21 protein-coding genes are annotated in these 16,359 nt (G+C 67.4%); 16 read left to right on the top strand and 5 right to left on the bottom strand.

Annotation, left to right across the window (positions count from 1 at the left end; genetic code table 11):
- The first annotated feature begins 12 nt into the window (after positions 1–12).
- Positions 13–636 carry a hypothetical protein gene (locus EYE42_RS09540; RefSeq protein WP_130991095.1) on the top strand — a complete coding sequence of 208 codons (624 nt, stop codon included), beginning with the start codon at positions 13–15 and terminating at the stop codon, positions 634–636.
- Here EYE42_RS09540 and EYE42_RS09535 read toward each other — a convergent pair.
- Positions 624–953, bottom strand: a complete 330-nt coding sequence (locus EYE42_RS09535) for an AzlD domain-containing protein (RefSeq protein ID WP_130991094.1) — start codon at positions 951–953, stop codon at positions 624–626. The two genes, EYE42_RS09540 and EYE42_RS09535, sit on opposite strands and share 13 nt — an antisense overlap.
- On the bottom strand, positions 950–1,717 hold the full coding sequence (locus tag EYE42_RS09530; protein WP_342772704.1) for an AzlC family ABC transporter permease: 768 nt from the start codon (positions 1,715–1,717) through the stop codon (positions 950–952). Before EYE42_RS09530 ends, EYE42_RS09535 begins: the two co-directional genes overlap by 4 nt.
- A 66-nt stretch (positions 1,718–1,783) precedes the next feature.
- Here EYE42_RS09530 and EYE42_RS09525 point away from each other — a divergent pair, with 66 nt between their 5' ends.
- Positions 1,784–2,266 carry a GNAT family N-acetyltransferase gene (locus EYE42_RS09525; protein ID WP_130991093.1) on the top strand — a complete coding sequence of 161 codons (483 nt, stop codon included), beginning with the start codon at positions 1,784–1,786 and terminating at the stop codon, positions 2,264–2,266.
- A 13-nt stretch (positions 2,267–2,279) separates the two neighbouring features.
- Here EYE42_RS09525 and EYE42_RS09520 read toward each other — a convergent pair whose 3' ends face one another.
- Both EYE42_RS09520 and greA read right to left on the bottom strand, forming a co-directional pair.
- A complete protein-coding gene (locus EYE42_RS09520; RefSeq protein ID WP_130991092.1) occupies positions 2,280–3,206 on the bottom strand; it encodes a hypothetical protein in 927 nt (308 codons plus the stop codon).
- 4 nt (positions 3,207–3,210) lie between these two features.
- Positions 3,211–3,681: a transcription elongation factor GreA gene (greA, locus tag EYE42_RS09515; RefSeq protein ID WP_165455756.1), complete on the bottom strand. Its 471-nt coding sequence runs from the start codon at positions 3,679–3,681 to the stop codon at positions 3,211–3,213.
- A gap of 226 nt (positions 3,682–3,907) precedes the next feature.
- On the opposite strand from greA, the gene EYE42_RS09510 reads away from it, so the two are divergent.
- From EYE42_RS09510 to recO, 13 genes are all read left to right on the top strand, one after another.
- Positions 3,908–5,578, top strand: a complete 1,671-nt coding sequence (locus EYE42_RS09510; RefSeq protein ID WP_130991091.1) for an electron transfer flavoprotein-ubiquinone oxidoreductase — start codon at positions 3,908–3,910, stop codon at positions 5,576–5,578.
- A gap of 75 nt (positions 5,579–5,653) precedes the next feature.
- The gene (locus tag EYE42_RS09505; protein ID WP_130991090.1) at positions 5,654–7,477 is read left to right on the top strand and encodes a tetratricopeptide repeat protein; all 1,824 of its coding nucleotides are present in this window, start codon (positions 5,654–5,656) and stop codon (positions 7,475–7,477) included.
- Between the two features lie 3 nt (positions 7,478–7,480).
- On the top strand, positions 7,481–8,305 hold the full coding sequence (locus EYE42_RS09500) for a 4-(cytidine 5'-diphospho)-2-C-methyl-D-erythritol kinase (RefSeq protein WP_130991089.1): 825 nt from the start codon (positions 7,481–7,483) through the stop codon (positions 8,303–8,305).
- Between the two features lie 32 nt (positions 8,306–8,337).
- Positions 8,338–9,075, top strand: a complete 738-nt coding sequence (locus EYE42_RS09495) for a pyridoxine 5'-phosphate synthase (RefSeq protein WP_130991088.1) — start codon at positions 8,338–8,340, stop codon at positions 9,073–9,075.
- Complete coding sequence (locus EYE42_RS09490; RefSeq protein WP_130991087.1) at positions 9,072–9,497, top strand: hypothetical protein; 426 nt, start codon at positions 9,072–9,074, stop codon at positions 9,495–9,497. The genes EYE42_RS09495 and EYE42_RS09490 overlap by 4 nt, the downstream gene beginning before the upstream one ends.
- The gene (acpS, locus tag EYE42_RS09485) at positions 9,494–9,904 is read left to right on the top strand and encodes a holo-ACP synthase (RefSeq protein ID WP_130991086.1); all 411 of its coding nucleotides are present in this window, start codon (positions 9,494–9,496) and stop codon (positions 9,902–9,904) included. Before EYE42_RS09490 ends, acpS begins: the two co-directional genes overlap by 4 nt.
- A 74-nt stretch (positions 9,905–9,978) precedes the next feature.
- Positions 9,979–10,773: a signal peptidase I gene (lepB, locus tag EYE42_RS09480; RefSeq protein WP_130991085.1), complete on the top strand. Its 795-nt coding sequence runs from the start codon at positions 9,979–9,981 to the stop codon at positions 10,771–10,773.
- Between the two features lie 41 nt (positions 10,774–10,814).
- On the top strand, positions 10,815–11,474 hold the full coding sequence (gene rnc / locus EYE42_RS09475) for a ribonuclease III (protein WP_130991194.1): 660 nt from the start codon (positions 10,815–10,817) through the stop codon (positions 11,472–11,474).
- Complete coding sequence (era, locus tag EYE42_RS09470; RefSeq protein ID WP_130991084.1) at positions 11,471–12,391, top strand: GTPase Era; 921 nt, start codon at positions 11,471–11,473, stop codon at positions 12,389–12,391. The genes rnc and era overlap by 4 nt, the downstream gene beginning before the upstream one ends.
- Positions 12,384–12,719 (top strand): DUF1491 family protein, encoded by a 336-nt coding sequence (locus tag EYE42_RS09465; RefSeq protein WP_130991083.1) that lies wholly within the window; start codon positions 12,384–12,386, stop codon positions 12,717–12,719. The genes era and EYE42_RS09465 overlap by 8 nt, the downstream gene beginning before the upstream one ends.
- Positions 12,720–12,761: 42 nt before the next feature.
- Positions 12,762–13,673: an EamA family transporter RarD gene (gene rarD / locus EYE42_RS09460; RefSeq protein WP_130991082.1), complete on the top strand. Its 912-nt coding sequence runs from the start codon at positions 12,762–12,764 to the stop codon at positions 13,671–13,673.
- Between the two features lie 56 nt (positions 13,674–13,729).
- The gene (locus EYE42_RS09455) at positions 13,730–14,161 is read left to right on the top strand and encodes a VOC family protein (RefSeq protein ID WP_130991193.1); all 432 of its coding nucleotides are present in this window, start codon (positions 13,730–13,732) and stop codon (positions 14,159–14,161) included.
- Positions 14,162–14,926, top strand: coding sequence for a DNA repair protein RecO (gene recO, locus EYE42_RS09450; RefSeq protein WP_130991081.1), 765 nt, complete (start codon positions 14,162–14,164; stop codon positions 14,924–14,926).
- On the opposite strand, the gene EYE42_RS09445 is transcribed toward recO, so the two are convergent.
- Positions 14,892–15,371 (bottom strand): META domain-containing protein, encoded by a 480-nt coding sequence (locus tag EYE42_RS09445; protein ID WP_246020686.1) that lies wholly within the window; start codon positions 15,369–15,371, stop codon positions 14,892–14,894. The genes recO and EYE42_RS09445 overlap by 35 nt on opposite strands.
- 220 nt (positions 15,372–15,591) lie before the next feature.
- On the opposite strand from EYE42_RS09445, the gene EYE42_RS09440 reads away from it, so the two are divergent.
- Complete coding sequence (locus tag EYE42_RS09440; RefSeq protein WP_130991080.1) at positions 15,592–16,356, top strand: sulfite exporter TauE/SafE family protein; 765 nt, start codon at positions 15,592–15,594, stop codon at positions 16,354–16,356.
- Positions 16,357–16,359 lie beyond the last annotated feature (3 nt).

Here is a 16,359-nt window from a genome sequence, read left to right as displayed (position 1 = left end):
GCAGGGTTTTTCATGAAAAGACGTGTGTTCCTGGCGGCGGCAGTGCCGGCCGCATTGTCGGCCTGCGGCGCGCAGAGCATCTGGGCCACTGACGAGGAGGTCCGGGCGGCCCGCTATGTCTCGCCCGAGCCGCCGTCGATCACGCTTCTGACAGTGATCGGCATCCCGCGCGGCGAGGGCGGCCATTCCGGGCTGATGATCAACGGCAGCCATCGGGTGATCTATGACCCGGCGGGAAGCTGGCAGCATCCGCGTATCCCCGAACGCAACGACGTGCTGTACGGGATTACCGACAATTTCAAGAACTTCTACATCGACTATCACGCGCGCCGCACCTATTGGGTGGCCGAGGATACCGTGTTCGTCAGCCCCGAAGTCGCCGAGGCCGCGATTCGGGCGATCGAGACGCAGGGCGCCTCGCCCAAAAGCTTTTGTGCAGTCAATACCGGGCAGGCACTGCGCCGCGTGCCGGGCTTCGAAGGCGCGCCCACGGGCTTCAGCCCGATCCGGCTGCGCAACTGGTTCCTGACGCTGCCGAACGTGCAGTCTAAGCGCCACATGGACGGCGATCCGGCCAACAACCACGATGTGCTGCTGCGCCAAAGGGACGGACGGATCGTCGGCTATAACATGTAGAGCAGGCCGAACAGGGTGACGGCCCCGGCCAGGATCGCCAGGATCATGTTCCGGGTCCACAGGCCGACCGCCACCGTCGCCGCGGCAGCCGCCATCCGTGCCGGGTCCATCTGGCCGCCAGTCGCGGCGGGCCAGACCACCAGCGGCGCGACCAGGGCGGGCAGGACGGCAACGGGCGTATAGCGCAGCAGCCGCAGCACCCAAGGCGGCATGTCCCGATTGCCAAGCGCCCCTAGAAAGGACCAGCGGATCAGGAAGGTGCCGATCCCCAGCACCACGATCACCAGCCAGACGGTCGTGTCGGACAGGCCAGTCATGCCCGCGACCTTTCCCCGGTCCGGCTTTCCACGGCGGCGCCCGCCGCCATGCCCAGCACCGCCCCGATCAGCAGCCCCATGCCCGAAGGCAGGTCCGCCAGGGCCAGCGACCCCGCGATCGCCACGAAACAGGCGACCAGATGCGCGGGCGTGCGCAGCATCGGCGCGATCATCGCCAGAAAGGTGATCGGCATGGCGAAATCCAGCGCGATGTCGTCTGGAATGGCCCGGCCCGCGGTTGCGCCCAGTGCGGACCCGACCATCCAGGGAACGCACACCGTCACCGCCACGCCCGCAAAAAAGGCCAGCCGCTGCGGCAGGGCCATGCGCGGATTGGCCTCGTATTCCTGGATCGACATGGCATAGCTTTGATCGACCAGGGCATAGGCGATCCACGCCTTTTGCGGGCCTGTCGCCCCCCGCAGCCAGGGAACCAGCGACGCGGAGTACATCGCCATGCGCAGATTGACGGCCAGGCAGGACAGGATGACGATGGCAACCGAAGCGTTGTCGGACAAAAGCTGCACTGCCGTGAACTGCGACGCCCCCGCCAGCACCAGCACCGAAAAGCCCATCACCTGCGCCACGTCCAGCCCCGCCTCGGTCGCGACCACGCCGAACAGGACGGAAAACGGGATCATCACGATCAGAAAAGGCAGGGATCTGACGGCGGCCAGCATGAATGTGTCGCGCACGCTGCGCGGCAGAGCGTCATCGGCACGGGGGTGCCGAGGCTCGGGCCGGGAGTCTGGGGTCGGGGCCATGGGACTTTCGCTTGGCACGGGATCGCGGCACCTTGCTTGCACGACGCGCAATCAGTGACAAGCCCGGTGCAGATCGTCACCCCCATCCCCGATCGCCATCTGGACGCGGCCGCGCGTCTCTGGGCACACCATTTCCTGCCGCCCGTCCTGCGGGCGCAGCCGCGCCTGCGGGCCTGTCATGGCATGGCTGCGATCGGCGGGGATGGCGCCCTGCAAGGCGTGGCAGGCTTTCGCGACCATGACGGTGGGGTGCTGGCCGACCTGCCCTGGATTGCCCGGCACCTGTTCCGGCCGGCGCCGCCCACCGCCGATCTGGTGATCGACGGCATCGCCGTCGCCAGCCCGCGCCGGGGGACCGGCCGCGCGCTGCTGGAGGCGATGGCGCCGATCGCCCGCCGGGCAGGACGCCCCGGCCTGCGTGCCGAAGTCGAGGTCGAGAACGGCCCCGCCATGGCCTTTCATGCGGCCCTGGGCTTTTCCCAGATCGGACAAGGCCAGTTCGGCTGGCCCTGGTCGGGGCCGGTCGCGATCCTGCGCAGGCCGGTCTGACCGGCCCGCCGGATCAGCCGAACAACCCGGCGATGCGTCCCAGCAGCATGAAGGCCCGCGCAGACCGCGTCTGGGCCAGAACGGCGATCTGTGCATCGTCCATCTGGGGGATCTGCCGGGTCAGCAAACTGTCGAAATGGCGCAGGAAATGATGTGCCGTGTCGCGAAAGATCTCGTCCGCCTCCAGCATCGCACCCACCGTATCCAGCGCCGCCTGATCGCGGATGCCCCCCAGGGCCGCCACCGTGCTGCCGCGCAAGCCCTGGGCAAAGCGGCGCCACAGCGCGGGCGGGGCCGGATCGGGGGACAGGTCGTCCATGTACAGATCCTGCCCGGCCAGCAGGGTCACCACGTCCTGCGCGGCCCGCAGCACGCGGGCATGATCGGGGTCTTGCAGCGCCTGGCGCAGCGCCGCGATGGCCTGCGCATCCTCGGGACCGTCGGGAAAGTCCAGCGCCCGGATCAGCGTTTCGGTATCCACGTGAACCGGGGCCCCGCCGTTCGTTCGCGGCTGCGGACGGGAATCGGCCGGCGCGCGGGGCAGCGGCCGAACCGGCACGGGGGCCGGGCCGCGAGGCGGGATATCCGGGTCCGGGCTGCCACTGGCGTCGGGCGGCGCGCGGTCCGGGGCGCGGGGCGGGGCGCCGCGAACCTCTGCCGCCTCGCGCAACTGGGCCAAACGGTCGCGCAGATCGTCGGCTTCGGCCCGCAGGACGGCGATGGCGCGCGCGGTTCTGATGGCAAGCCAGATCAGCACGAGGGGCAGGATCGTCGCGATAACCGTGGCCAGACGGGACAGCCCGCCCTGCGGCTGCCCATCCCCCGGCGACAACAGCCAGAACAGCGCCACCAGGAAAATCCAGGCCAGGCTGAGGGCGACGCCGGCGGCGGTCATGGCGTCGCGCTGCGCCAGGGTGGCGATCCGTGCGATCAGCGACATCGGCCTACTCGTACCGGATGGCAAGGATTTCGTAACTGCGCTGGCCGCCGGGGGTCGTGACCTCGACGCTGTCCCCCACGTCCTTGCCGATCAGCGCCCGTGCCAGGGGGGACCGGATGTTCAGCAGCCCGCGCTCGATGTCGGCCTCGGCCTCGCCCACGATCTGATAGGTGCGCTCGTCGTCGGTATCCTCGTCCACGACATGAACAATGGCGCCGAACTTGACCGATCCGGTCAGCTTGGCGGTGTCGATCACCTCGGCCCGCGACAGGATGGATTCCAGTTCCTTGATGCGTCCCTCGATAAAGCCCTGTTTTTCGCGCGCGGCATGGTATTCGGCGTTTTCCGACAGGTCGCCATGCTCGCGGGCTTCGGCGATCTGACGGATGATCGCGGGGCGTTCCCTGGATTTCAGGTCGCCCAGTTCGCGTTCCAGCGCGGCATAGCCGCTGCGGGTCATTGGAATCTTGTCCATCGCTGCCCTGTCCTTCCGGGATGCGGTTCGTGGTCAAATGCAAGGCAAAGCCCCTGCCATGCGGATGGCAGGGGCGGGGCCGATTTGTCGCCAGCGTGACCCGATTTGCCGCAGCTTTGCAACCCCGCGCGGCAAATCGGCGGCAAATTTTGGCCGCCGCGTCAGCATTGCCGCGTCGTGGCCGAAACGCTACATGCTGATGAAGATCAAGCCAAGGAGCCCCGCCATGACCTCTCATCCGCGTCCTTTCCGCGAGTCGATGGAGTATGACGTTGTGATCGTGGGGGCGGGGCCGTCGGGGTTGTCGGCGGCGATCCGGCTCAAGCAGGTGGACCCCGACCTGTCGGTGGTGGTGCTGGAAAAGGGGTCCGAGGTGGGGGCGCATATCCTGTCGGGGGCGGTGCTGGACCCGGTGGGGCTGGACCGGCTGATCCCCGACTGGAGAGAGCGCGGCGCCCCGGTCAGGACGGCGGTCACGGACGACAATTTCTACGTGCTGGGCGCGGCGGGCCAGGTCCGGGTGCCCAACTGGCCGATGCCGCGGCTGATGTCGAACCACGGCAATTACATCGTCTCGATGGGCCGCGTCTGCCGCTGGCTCGCGGAACAGGCCGAGGAGCTGGGCGTCGAGATCTTTCCGGGCATGGCGGCAAGCGAGGTCGTCTGGGCCCAGAACGAGGACGGCACCGAGCGCGTCAAGGGCGTGGTCGCGGGCGAGATGGGCTTGCTGTCGGACGGCACGCCCGGCCCGCATTACGAGCCCGGCATGGAGCTGCACGGCAAGTACGTGATGATCGGCGAAGGCGTGCGCGGGTCGCTGGCCAAGGAGATCATCAACAAGCTGAACCTGTCCCAAGGTCACGAGCCGCAGAAATACGGCCTGGGCATGAAGGAGATCTGGGAGGTCCGCCCCGAAAAGTTCCATCAGGGCCGGGTGGTCCATACGATGGGCTGGCCGCTGGGCAGGAACGCCGGCGGCGGCAGCTTCATCTATCACGACGAGGACAACCTGGTGATGGTGGGCTTCGTGGTGCACCTGAACTACGAGAACCCGTATCTCTATCCCTACATGGAGTTCCAGCGATTCAAGCACCACCCGATGGTGGCGGACCTGCTGGAGGGCGGCAAGCGCATCAGCTATGGCGCCCGCGCGATCAGCGAGGGGGGCTGGCAGTCGCTGCCGGAACTGAGCTTCAACGGCGGCGTGCTCTTGGGCTGTTCGGCCGGCATGGTCAACGTGCCGCGCATCAAGGGCAACCACAACGCCATGCTGTCGGGGATCGAGGCGGCCAATGCGGCGGCGGCGGCGATTGCGGCGGGACGCGCGGGCGACCGGCTGACCGACTATGACAGGGCCGTGCGCGAGGGCGAGATCGGACGCGACCTGAAGAAGGTGCGCAACGTCAAGCCGGCCTGGTCGCGTCATGGCCTCTGGCCCAGCCTGGTGCTGGGCGGCATGGACATGTGGGGGGCGGGCCTGACCGGCCGCAACATCCTGCGGACCTGGAAGCACGGCAAGACGGACGCCGAGGCCACCGGCAAGGCGCGGGATTTCCAGCCGATCGACTATCCGAAACCCGACGGCAAGCTGAGCTTCGACCGGCTGACCAACGTGGCCTTTTCCTTCACCAACCACGAGGAAAGCCAGCCCTGCCACCTGCGGCTCAAGGACCCCACGGTCCCGATCGCCGTGAACCTGCCCGAATACGCCGAGCCCGCGCAGCGCTATTGCCCGGCGGGCGTCTACGAGGTGGTCGAGGACGCATCAGGTCCGCGCTTTGTCATCAACTTCCAGAACTGCGTGCACTGCAAGACCTGCGACATCAAGGACCCCTCCCAGAACATCGTCTGGACAACCCCCCAGGGCGGCGACGGACCGAATTACCCGAATATGTGATCCGGAAAGGCGGCCGGGGCGTTGCCTGAACGGCGGGCGGGCGTTAGGGTCTGCCGACGATTTCGTGATTTCGGGATGGATGCCTTGACCCTGACCCGCCCGGCCCTGGCCGTGATCGCCGCCCTTCTGGCATCGGCTTCCGCCTTGGCCGCCCAGGACCGCCCCGAGCCGCGCCCTGCCGAGGACGCGGCCGCTGCAGACGTGCCAGTTCCGGCCCCTGCGCCGCAGGCCTTTGGCCTGGCGGGGCCGTTCCTGGCCGCGCGCATGGCAGTGGTCGAAAACGACTTTCAGGCCGCCGCCCGGTTCTTCGTGCAGGCCGTGGCCCATGATCCCGGCGACCGGTTCCTTCAGGACAGCGCGCTTGTGTCCCTGGTTTCCGCCGGAGAAATCGACCGCGCCGTCGACCTGTCCCGGCGCATCGCCACCGATGGCGAGCCGACCGAACTGTCCCGCCTGATTCAGCAGGCCGAACGGGTTCATCGGGGCGATTGGGACGGGCTGCTGGCCGATCTGGGCACCCCCGCCGATACCGAGGCCGAGGCCGACCTCCTGGCGGGCATGATGCGCGGCTGGGCCCTTCTGGGGGCGGGCCGCGCCTCTGATGCGCTGGCCGAGTTCGAGCGTCTGGCGGGGTCGCCGGGGGTCGCGCCGATGGTGAACTATCACCTGGCGCTGGCCCGGGCGCATGTCGGCGATCACGAGGGGGCGGCGGCGCTGCTGGCCGAGGAGACAACCGGCGCGCATCTGCTGGGTTTTGCCGCCCGCGCGCAGGTTCTGGCACAACTGGACCGCCGCGACGAGGCCGTCGCCATGATCGAGGCCATTCCGGGGGTCGAGGCCGAGCCGCAGCTTCTGACGCTTCGCGACCGGCTGAAGGCGGGACAGCCCGTGTCCTTCGATGTGGTCAGGACGCCCGCCGACGGCATCGCCCAGGTTTTCCTGACCTTTGCCGCCGCGCTAGCCTCCAGTCCCGACCCCGAACCCCTGTCGCTGATCCATGCCCGTCTGGCGGCCTGGCTGTCGCCTGAAACCGCCGAAGCGCGCCTGATGGTGGCCCAGATCCTGCAGGAACGCCAGCAGTTCGATCTGGCGGAACCCGAATTCGATGCCCTGCGCCGCATGGGGCAGATGCGTCCGGCGGCCGAACTGGTTCGCATCGAGACCCTGACGGGTGCCGGCCGGTCCGAGGAGGCCGGCAAGGCCGCCCTGTCGCTGACCGCCGCCTATCCCGACCTGCCGCAAGCCTGGATCGCCTTGGGCGACGTACTGCGCCGACAGGAAAAATTTGCCCAGGCGGTGCCTGCCTATGATAAGGCGCTGAATCTGCTAAAGGATGCGCCAGCCGAGGCGCGGTGGTTCCCGCTGTATGCGCGAGGTATTGCCTTGGAGCGGTCGCAGCAGTTCGATCGGGCCGAGGCCGATTTCCTGGCCGCAATCGAGATCCGCCCCGAGGATGCCAGCCTGCTGAACTATCTTGGCTATAGCTGGATCGACCGGGGCAAGAACCTGGACCGCGCACTGGCCCTGATCGAACAGGCGGTCGCGCTGTCGCCGGACGACGGCTATATCCTGGATTCGCTGGCCTGGGCCTATTTCCGGCTGGGCCGCTATGACGAGGCCGTGGCGCCGATGGAACGCGCCATCCTGTCGATGTCCGAAGACCCGCTGGTGAACGACCATCTGGGCGATATCTACTGGAAGGTCGGCCGCCACCGCGAGGCCGAAATCCAGTGGCAGCGTGCCCTGTCGCTGGAACCCACGGGCACCGATGATGTCGATCCCGACCGTATCCGTGCAAAGCTGGATCGCGGGCTGGACCAGGTGCTGGCCGAAGAAGCGGCCGCGCCTGCGGCCACCGACGCATCGGCCCCCGCGCCGCAGGCGGCCGCCAGCAACTGATCGATGCCCCCCCTTGTGGAACTGGCGCGGGCCAAGCTGAATTTGGCGCTGCACGTCACGGGCCGGCGCCCGGACGGCTATCACCTGCTGGATTCGCTGGTGGTTTTCGCATCCATCGGCGACGTGATCGCGCTGTCGCCCGGCCCGCTGTCGCTGCGGATCGACGGACCTTTCGCCGCAGGGCTGCCCACCGATGACAACCTGTGCCTGCGCGCCGCAAGGCTGGCAGGGGCGGGTGCTGATCTGGTGCTGACCAAGAACCTGCCGGTCGCCTCGGGCATCGGAGGGGGGTCCGCGGATGCCGCGGCGGTGCTGCGGGGGCTGGCGCGGATGGGCCATGCTGTCCCTGAAAATCCTGAAAGACTGGGGGCCGACGTGCCGGTCTGCCTGGGGTCTGGCCCTGCACGGATGCAAGGCGTGGGCGAGATCGTGACGCCGCTGCCGGCGCTGCCTGCCATTGCCGTGGTGCTGGTCAATCCCGGCATCGCGCTGTCCACGCCGCGGGTCTTTGCCGCGACAGAGCGGCGCGACCATCCGGGCCTGCCCGACATCCCGCGCCTGGCCGGGCTGGGCGACCTGATCGGCTGGCTTGCCGAGACGCGCAACGACCTGGAGCCCGCCGCCCTGTCCATTGCCCCGGTGATCGGGCGGGTTCTGGACGGCCTGCGCGCCACGAATGCGGCATTCGCCCGCATGTCGGGGTCGGGGGCGACCTGCTTTGGCCTATACGAAACGCCTGAACAGGCCCGGATTGCCGCCGCGGCGTTGAAACAGCATGGCTGGTGGGCCGTCGCCACGGAACTGGCACCCCCGCCCGCACCTCGCTAGACTGTCGCCAAACTGTTTGCTCGAGGGTTCCCATGCTGCGTCTTGGCGTCAACATCGATCACGTCGCAACCATCCGCAATGCGCGCGGCACCCCCTGGCCAGACCCCCTGCGCGCCGCCCGAATCGCCGAGGCCGCAGGAGCCGACGGCATCACCGCCCATTTGCGAGAGGATCGCCGCCACATCAGCGACGCGGACATCGACGCGCTGATGGCGAACCTGACGCTGCCGCTGAATCTGGAAATGGCGGCCACCGCCGAAATGCAGGCCATCGCCCTGCGCCACCGACCCCATGCCGTCTGCATCGTGCCCGAAAAGCGCGAGGAACGCACCACCGAGGGCGGCCTGGACGTGGCGGGCAACGAATCGATGCTGGCGGACTTCATCGCCCCGCTGCGCGAGGCGGGCTGCCGCGTGTCGCTGTTCATCGGCCACGACCCCGCCCAGATCGAGGCCGCCGCCCGCATCGGCGCGGCGGTTGTCGAACTGCACACCGGCGCCTATTGCGATTATGACACCGAGGGGCGTCTTGCGGACCGCGACGCCGAACTGGCGGGCCTTGTCCAGGGTGCCCGCCTTGCCGACAGCCTGGGGCTCGAGGTTCACGCGGGTCACGGCCTGACCTTCGACACGGTCGGCCCGGTGGGCGCGATTCCCCAAGTCAAGGAACTGAATATCGGCCATTTCCTGATCTCGGAATCGGTGTTTGTCGGCTTGGGCGAGGCGATCCGGGAAATGCGGCGCTGCATGGACATGGCGCGGCAGGAATGACCTTCACGCCTGTCGATTATTCCCGGCTGAACGCGCGGCAGAAAGAACTCCACAACTTCCACAAGATCGCGGCGCGCCTTGCCGACTATGGCTATCATTCGATGTGGCTCAGCGACGACTGGCAGGGCGCGGACTTTCTGGCCTGTCATATCGACGGCAAGACGGTGCTGCGGGTGCAGTTGAAGGCACGGCTTACGCTGGACAGGAAGTATCTGGGCAAGGGTCTGCATGTCGCCTTTCGTCAGGGTGATCGGGTGTTCGTCTATCCCCATGACATGCTGCTGGCCTGGGCGCGCGAATGGGCGCTCTTCGACGAATCGACAGAAAGCTGGCAAGTAAAGGGCAACTGGCACTGGTCCAGTCTGCCCGGCTGGGCCGGGGTCTTTCTGGCCCATTTCGAACTCAGGACCCGCATCTCATGATCCTGGGCATCGGCACTGACCTTGCCAATATCGACCGCATCGCGAGCACGCTGGACCGGTTTGGCGACCGCTTTCGCCACCGCGTCTTTACCCCCGTGGAACTGGCCAAGGCCGCGCGACGCCGGGACGAGGCGGGCACCCTGGCGAAACGCTGGGCCGCCAAGGAGGCGTGCTCCAAGGCGCTGGGCACCGGGCTTGCCATGGGCATCAGTTGGCGCGACATGGCGGTCAGCAACCTGGCGAGCGGCCAGCCGGTGATGGAACTGACCGGCTGGGCCGCCGACCGTCTGGCGGCGATGACGCCACCGGGCCACCATGCCGTCGTTCACGTCACCTTGACCGACGATCACCCCTGGGCGCAGGCTTTCGTGGTGATCGAGGCCCGGCCTTTCGTCTCGCAACCTTGACTTTGCGGCCTGCCGGTGGCCTAGAACGCGGCAATGCGGCCATTCGCCCGCGCTTGACGACGAAGGACGATATCATGGCCGACAGCACGGCGGGAAAGAAGAAGGAAGGGCTCTGGGAAACGGTCAAGACCGTGTTCTGGGCCCTGGTGATCGCGGGCATCTTTCGCACTCTGTTCTTCCAGCCCTTCTGGATTCCCTCGGGGTCGATGAAGGACACGCTGCTGATCGGGGATTTCCTGTTCGTCAACAAGATGGCCTATGGCTATTCCCGCTATTCCTGCCCCTTCTCGCTTTGCCCGATCTCGGGCCGCATCCTGGGGTCCGAGCCTGAGCGCGGCGATGTCGTCGTGTTCCGCCATCCCACGCGCGGCGTCGATTTCATCAAGCGTCTGATCGGCCTGCCCGGCGACACGGTGCAGATGCGCAACGGCCGGCTGCTTATCAACGGTCAGGAAGTTCCGATCGCCCCGGCGGGCGAGTTCGTCGAGGTCAAGGAGCAGCAGGGACCGCAGGGCCTGATCCCGCGCTGCGTCAACGACCCGGTGCCCGAAGGCGGCGACTGCATCAGCGAACGGTTCACCGAAACGCTGCCCAACGGCGTCAGCCATGACATCCTGAACATCCAGGACGGCGCCTATGCCGACGACACCCCGGCCTTTACCGTTCCCGAGGGACAGTATTTCTTCATGGGCGACAACCGCGACAATTCCGAGGATTCGCGTTTTCCGCAGGAAATCGGCGGGCTGGGCTTCGTGCCCGCCGAATACCTGATCGGGCGCGCCGACCGGATCATGTTCTCGTCCGCGGGCCGGTCGCTGTTGTATTTCTGGACCTGGCGCGGCGACCGCTTCTTCAAGGCGGTCGATTGAGGCCGTCCCCGGTCAGGGTGGGCGCCGACATCCGCGCCTTCATGGACCGGCTGGGCCACGATTTCGCCCGGCCCGACCTGCTGCTGCGCGCCCTGACGCACGGGTCCATCGCCACCGCAACCCGGCCCGACAACCAGCGGCTGGAATTCCTGGGCGACCGGGTGCTGGGTCTGGTCATGGCCGAGGCGCTGTTCGACGCCGACCAGTCCGCCAGCGAAGGCCAGCTTGCCCCCCGCTACAACGCCCTGGTCCGGGGCGAAACCTGCGCCGCCATCGCCCGCCAGATCGGGTTGGGCGAGGTGCTGAAGCTGGGCCGGTCCGAGATGATGTCGGGCGGCCGCCGCAAAGAGGCGGTGCTGGCCGACGCGATGGAGGCCGTTCTGGCCGCCGTCTATCTGGACGCCGGGTTCGACGCCGCGCGCCGGATCGTGCTGCGGCTGTGGGCCGACCGGCTGGCCACGCTGGAGGACGATCCCCGCGACGCCAAAACCGCCTTGCAGGAATGGGCGCAGGCCCACGGGATGCCGCCCCCCGCCTATGAACAGACCGAACGCAGCGGCCCCGACCATGCCCCGGTCTTCCGGATCACCGTCCGCCTGGCCGACGGCCAGCAGGCTCAGGCCCAGGGCGCGGGCACCAAACGCAGCATCGAACAGGCCGCCGCGCAGGCGCTGCTGGACCGGCTGGAGGGCCGCGCATGACCGATGAGACCCCGACCCGTGCCGGGTTCGTCGCCCTGATCGGCGAACCGAATGCCGGGAAATCCACGCTGCTGAACCAGATGGTCGGCGCCAAGGTCAGCATCGTGACCCACAAGGTCCAGACGACCCGCGCACGCATCCGGGGCATCGCCATCCATGATGCCGCGCAGATCGTGTTCGTGGACACCCCCGGCATCTTTCGGCCCCGCCGCAGGCTGGACCGGTCGATGGTCGCTGCCGCCTGGGGCGGCGCGTCGGATGCCGACATCATCATGCTGCTGATCGAGGCGCATCGCGGCCTGACCGAAGGCGCAAGGGCGATCATCGAATCGCTGAAAGGGCTGGACGGCAAGACGCCCGTGGGGTTGGTCATCAACAAGATCGACCGCGTCAGGGCGGAAACCCTGCTGGCGCTGTCGGCCGAAATGAACGCGGCCTATCCCTTTGTCAGCACCTTCATGATTTCGGCCGAAAAGGGCTATGGCTGCGACCAGTTGCGCGACTGGCTGGCCGCGACTTTGCCCGAAAGCCCGTGGCTTTACCCCGAAGACCAGATCGCCGACCTGCCGATGCGCATGATCGCCGCCGAGATCACCCGCGAAAAGCTGACCCTGCGCCTGCACGAGGAAATTCCCTATCAACTGACCGTCGAAACCGAAGCCTGGGAAGAACGCAAGGACGGGTCGGCCAAGGTTGACCAGATCGTCTATGTCTCGCGCCCCGGCCACAAGGGCATCGTGCTGGGCAAGGGCGGCGAGACGATCAAGGCCGTGGGTCAGGCCGCGCGGGCCGATCTGGAGGAGTTCATGGGCCGCCGGGTCCATCTGTTCTTGCAAGTGAAGGTCCGCGAGAACTGGCTGGACGAGGCCGAACGGTACAACGAGATGGGTCTCGATTTCCGCGACGGCGATGCCTGAGCCAAGGCTGGCGACCGGCATCTGGGTTTCGGCCTATCTGGCGCGGCTGGGGCTGGCGAACATCCCCGCCTATGTGACCGCGCGCGGCGACGACACGGCGGGCGCGGTGCTGGTGAAATGCGCGCATCTGGACGGGACTGCCGCGCTGCATGGCCGGGAATGGGACTTCGACAGCGACAGCCGGCCCTGGCATCTGCTGGTTCAGGGGCCGGAAGGCCAGGTGGACGCGGCCATCGCCCGGCAGCGCGGCTTTGACCCCGACCTGTGGGTGATCGAGATCGAAAGCCGCGACGGTCGCACGCTTCTGCAGGAACCGGGCCTGACCTGATCCCATCTGGCGTGCATTCGATTTGCAGCCTATGCACATCGCATGAGCATTCCGTCCCCATCCGGTGATTCCCCACGCGGTCTGATGCTGGCCGTCGCGACCTATGTGATGTGGGGGTTCCTGCCGCTGTTCATGAAGCAGCTTGCCCACGTTCCCCCGTCCGAGGTGATCGCCCACCGCGTGCTGTGGTCGCTGCCCATCGCGCTGGCCGTGCTGCTGTGGCAGGGCCGCTGGGCAGATGTGGGCGAGGCGATGCGCCGGCCGCGCCTGCTGGTGATGGCGGCGCTGACGGCGGCGCTGATTTCGATCAACTGGATGATCTATGTCTGGGCTGTCGGCAACAATCACGCGCTGGACGCGGCCCTCGGCTATTACATCAATCCCCTGTTCAGCATCTTTCTGGGCGCATTCCTGCTGAACGAACGGCTAAGCAGGGTGCAGATGATCGCCATCGCCCTGGCCGCCCTGGCGGTGGTGGTGCTGACGGTGCAACTGGGCCGGCTGCCCCTGGTAGCGCTGGGCCTGATGCTGACCTGGGGCATCTATGCGCTGTGCAAGAAAAGCCTGCCGCTGGGGCCGACGCAGGGCTTCACGCTCGAGGTGCTGATCCTGACGCCCTTTGCGCTGGCTTTCGTGATCTGGCTGGGGGTCAGCGGTCAGTCGCATTTCGCATCGGGCAGCATCGCGGATACGATCCTTCTGATCGGCTGCGGGCCGGTCACGGCGGTGCCCCTGATCTGCTATGCGATGGCCGCCAAGCAGTTGCGCCTGTCCACCATCGGCATCCTGCAATACATCGCGCCGACGATGATCTTCGTGACGGCTGTCCTGATCTTTGCCGAACCCTTCGGCATGGCGCAGATGATCGCCTTTCCGATGATCTGGGCCGGGGTCGTCCTGTATTGCCTGTCCCTGCTGCAAGCCAGCAGCGCGCGGCGCCGCGCCGCCGGATAGCTTGGCACCGGCGCAGCCCCGTGCCACTCTGCGCGGAGGAGGTTCAGATGATGTCCCTGCCGCGCCAGCGCATCACGCTTGTCACCCTGGGGGTCGCCGACATGGACCGCGCCCAGCGGTTCTATCGCGGCTGGGGGTGGGTGCGGCATCCCGCCTCGCAACCCGGCGTGACCTTTTATCAGATGAGCGGCGCCGTGCTGGCGCTGTTCGGACTGAAGGATCTGGCCGCCGATCAAGGCCGGCCGGTCGCGGCCCTGGGTTTCGGAGCCGTGACGCTGGCCCAGAACTGTGCGGATGACAGGGAAACCGATGCGGTGTTCCAGGCGGCGCTGAATGCGGGCGCAACGGCGTTGAAGTCCCCCGAAAAGACGTTCTGGGGCGGTTATTCCGGCTATTTCGCCGATCCTGACGGGCATGTCTGGGAAATCGCCACCAATCCCTTCTGGCCGCTGGCCGCCGACGGGTCGCTGACCCTGCCCGACGTTTGAATGGAATGGCAGGCCGAAGGCACGGTCCTTGCACGCCGCCCGCATGGGGAAACGGCGGTGATCCTGGACGTGCTGACCGGCTTGCACGGGCGGCATTCGGGGCTGGTTCCGGGCGGCGCCTCGCAGAAGCGGGCGGCGATCCTGCAACCCGGATCGCGGCTGGACCTGCGATGGCGGGCAAGGCGCGACGACCAGTTGGGGACATTCTCGGTCGAACCGCTGCGGCTGCGTTCGGGGCTGATGACCGACCCGACGGCCCTGGCCGGGCTGAACGCGGTCTGTTCGCTGCTGGTCTTTGCGCTGCCAGAACGCGACCCGCATCCGGCCCTGGTATCGGACACCGAACATCTGCTGGATCGGATGGACGCCGGCGGCGACTGGGGCGCGGACTATCTGCGATGGGAAATCCGTCTTCTGGACGAGATGGGCTTTGGTCTGGATCTGTCCGCCTGCGCGGTGACGGGCGCGCGGGGCGGGCTGGCCTATGTCAGCCCCAGATCAGGCCGCGCGGTCAGCCGCGAAGGGGCAGGCGAATGGGCCGACCGGCTGCTGCCCCTGCCGGGCGTCCTGGGCGGTGCGGGCGACAATCGCGGTCAGGATCTGGCCGAAGGGCTGGCCATCACCGGCCATTTCCTGGCCACGCGCATCGCCGGCGAACTGGTTGGGCGCCCCGTTCCCCCCGCCCGCCAGCGTCTTGTGGACCGGCTGGCACGCTGCCAGCCGCAAGCCGTCACTGACCGGCCCGCGCCTGATCCAGCGCGCTGACCTGCGCCTGCGCCTCGGGGACGCCGCGTTCGAAGATCAGCCAGGTCTCGGGCGATTTCACCTTCAGCACGCCGCCGAAATACTCCATCTCGGTCGCGGATTGCAGGACCGAGAAATAGCGGTTTTCGATCCGGGCATTCTTGCCGCAATCGACCCCCGTCTGCTGTAGGGGCGAAAGCTGCACCAGCGGCAGTTCGGCATTATTCGCGGCGCCATAGCCGTTGCAGGGACCGCGGCCCGAAATGCTCTGCTCTGCGATCGTCAGGGTGATGTTGCGCAGGGGGACGGTTTCGCCGTCCATGCCGACCAGCACATAGTCGCCGCCGGGAATGAAGCCGCGGTCGTTGACGGGGTCCACGGCCGGTGCGGCGGGCGCGCAGGCCCCAAGGGCGAGGGCTGCGGCGGTCAGCATGGCAAGGGTGCCGGGGCGGGCAAGGCAGGTCATGGCAGGGACTCCCTGAGGCGATCGTCGAACGGAAATGCGGCAAAACCGCTTTGGTTGCAGCACCCTAGACGAAATCTGAACCCTTCGACAGTTGCCGGGCGATCACTTCACGCGAAATCGCCTGCTTGGGGGCAGAATTATCCTGCAATGCGTGAATCCGACAACACTTGTGCCTCTGGCGGCCATTTTCATTTCCGGTTCGCGCGTCTAGCCTGCACGCATGTTCGGGCTGGACCCTTGGCAATTCTGGACGATCTTTGCCGTCACGGCCTTTGCGGGCTTCGTGAAGGGCGCGATCGGATTTGCCATGCCGCTGATCATGGCTTCGGCCTTTGCCTCGGTCCTGCCGCCGCAACTGGCGCTGGCGGCGCTGATCCTGCCGGTGCTGACCACGAATGTCCACCAGGCGCTGCGGCAGGGTCCGGCGGCAGCCATCGAGTCGATCCGGGATTTCCGCTGGCACATCGGCATGGTGCTGGTGTTTCTGATAGCATCGGCGGGCTTGGCGCGGGCGATCCCGCAAGGGCCCATGTATGCGCTTCTGGGGCTGCCGATCCTGGCGTTCGCGTTGTGGCAACTGTCGGGCCGGCCCATGGCGCTGCCCATCCACCACCGCCGCCGGGCCGAAATCGCCACGGGCATCGTCGGCGGCCTTTACGGCGGGGTGTCCGGCATCTGGGGGCCGCCGCTGGTCGTGCTGCTGCTGTCGCTGGGCATTCCCAAGCAGGAACAGATCCGGGTGCAAGGGGTGGTGTTTCTGCTGGGCGCCGCGGGACTGACCGCTGCGCATCTGGTATCCGGCATCCTGAACGCCCAGACCATCCCGCTGTCGGCGGTGCTGTGCATTCCGGCCTTTGGCGGGATGATGGCTGGCTTTGCCTTGCAGGACCGCATGGATGTCGCGCAATTTCGCCGCTGGACGCTGATCCTGCTGGTCATCACCGGCCTGAACCTTGTCCGCCGCGCCCTTTCCGACTGGAGCTGACAC

Origin of the sequence: Paracoccus subflavus (assembly GCF_004310345.1) — a bacterium.
GTDB classification, from domain to species: domain Bacteria; phylum Pseudomonadota; class Alphaproteobacteria; order Rhodobacterales; family Rhodobacteraceae; genus Paracoccus; species Paracoccus subflavus.
The sequence above is the reverse complement of the archived record's forward strand: the minus strand, read 5'-3'. Positions and strand labels throughout refer to the sequence as shown.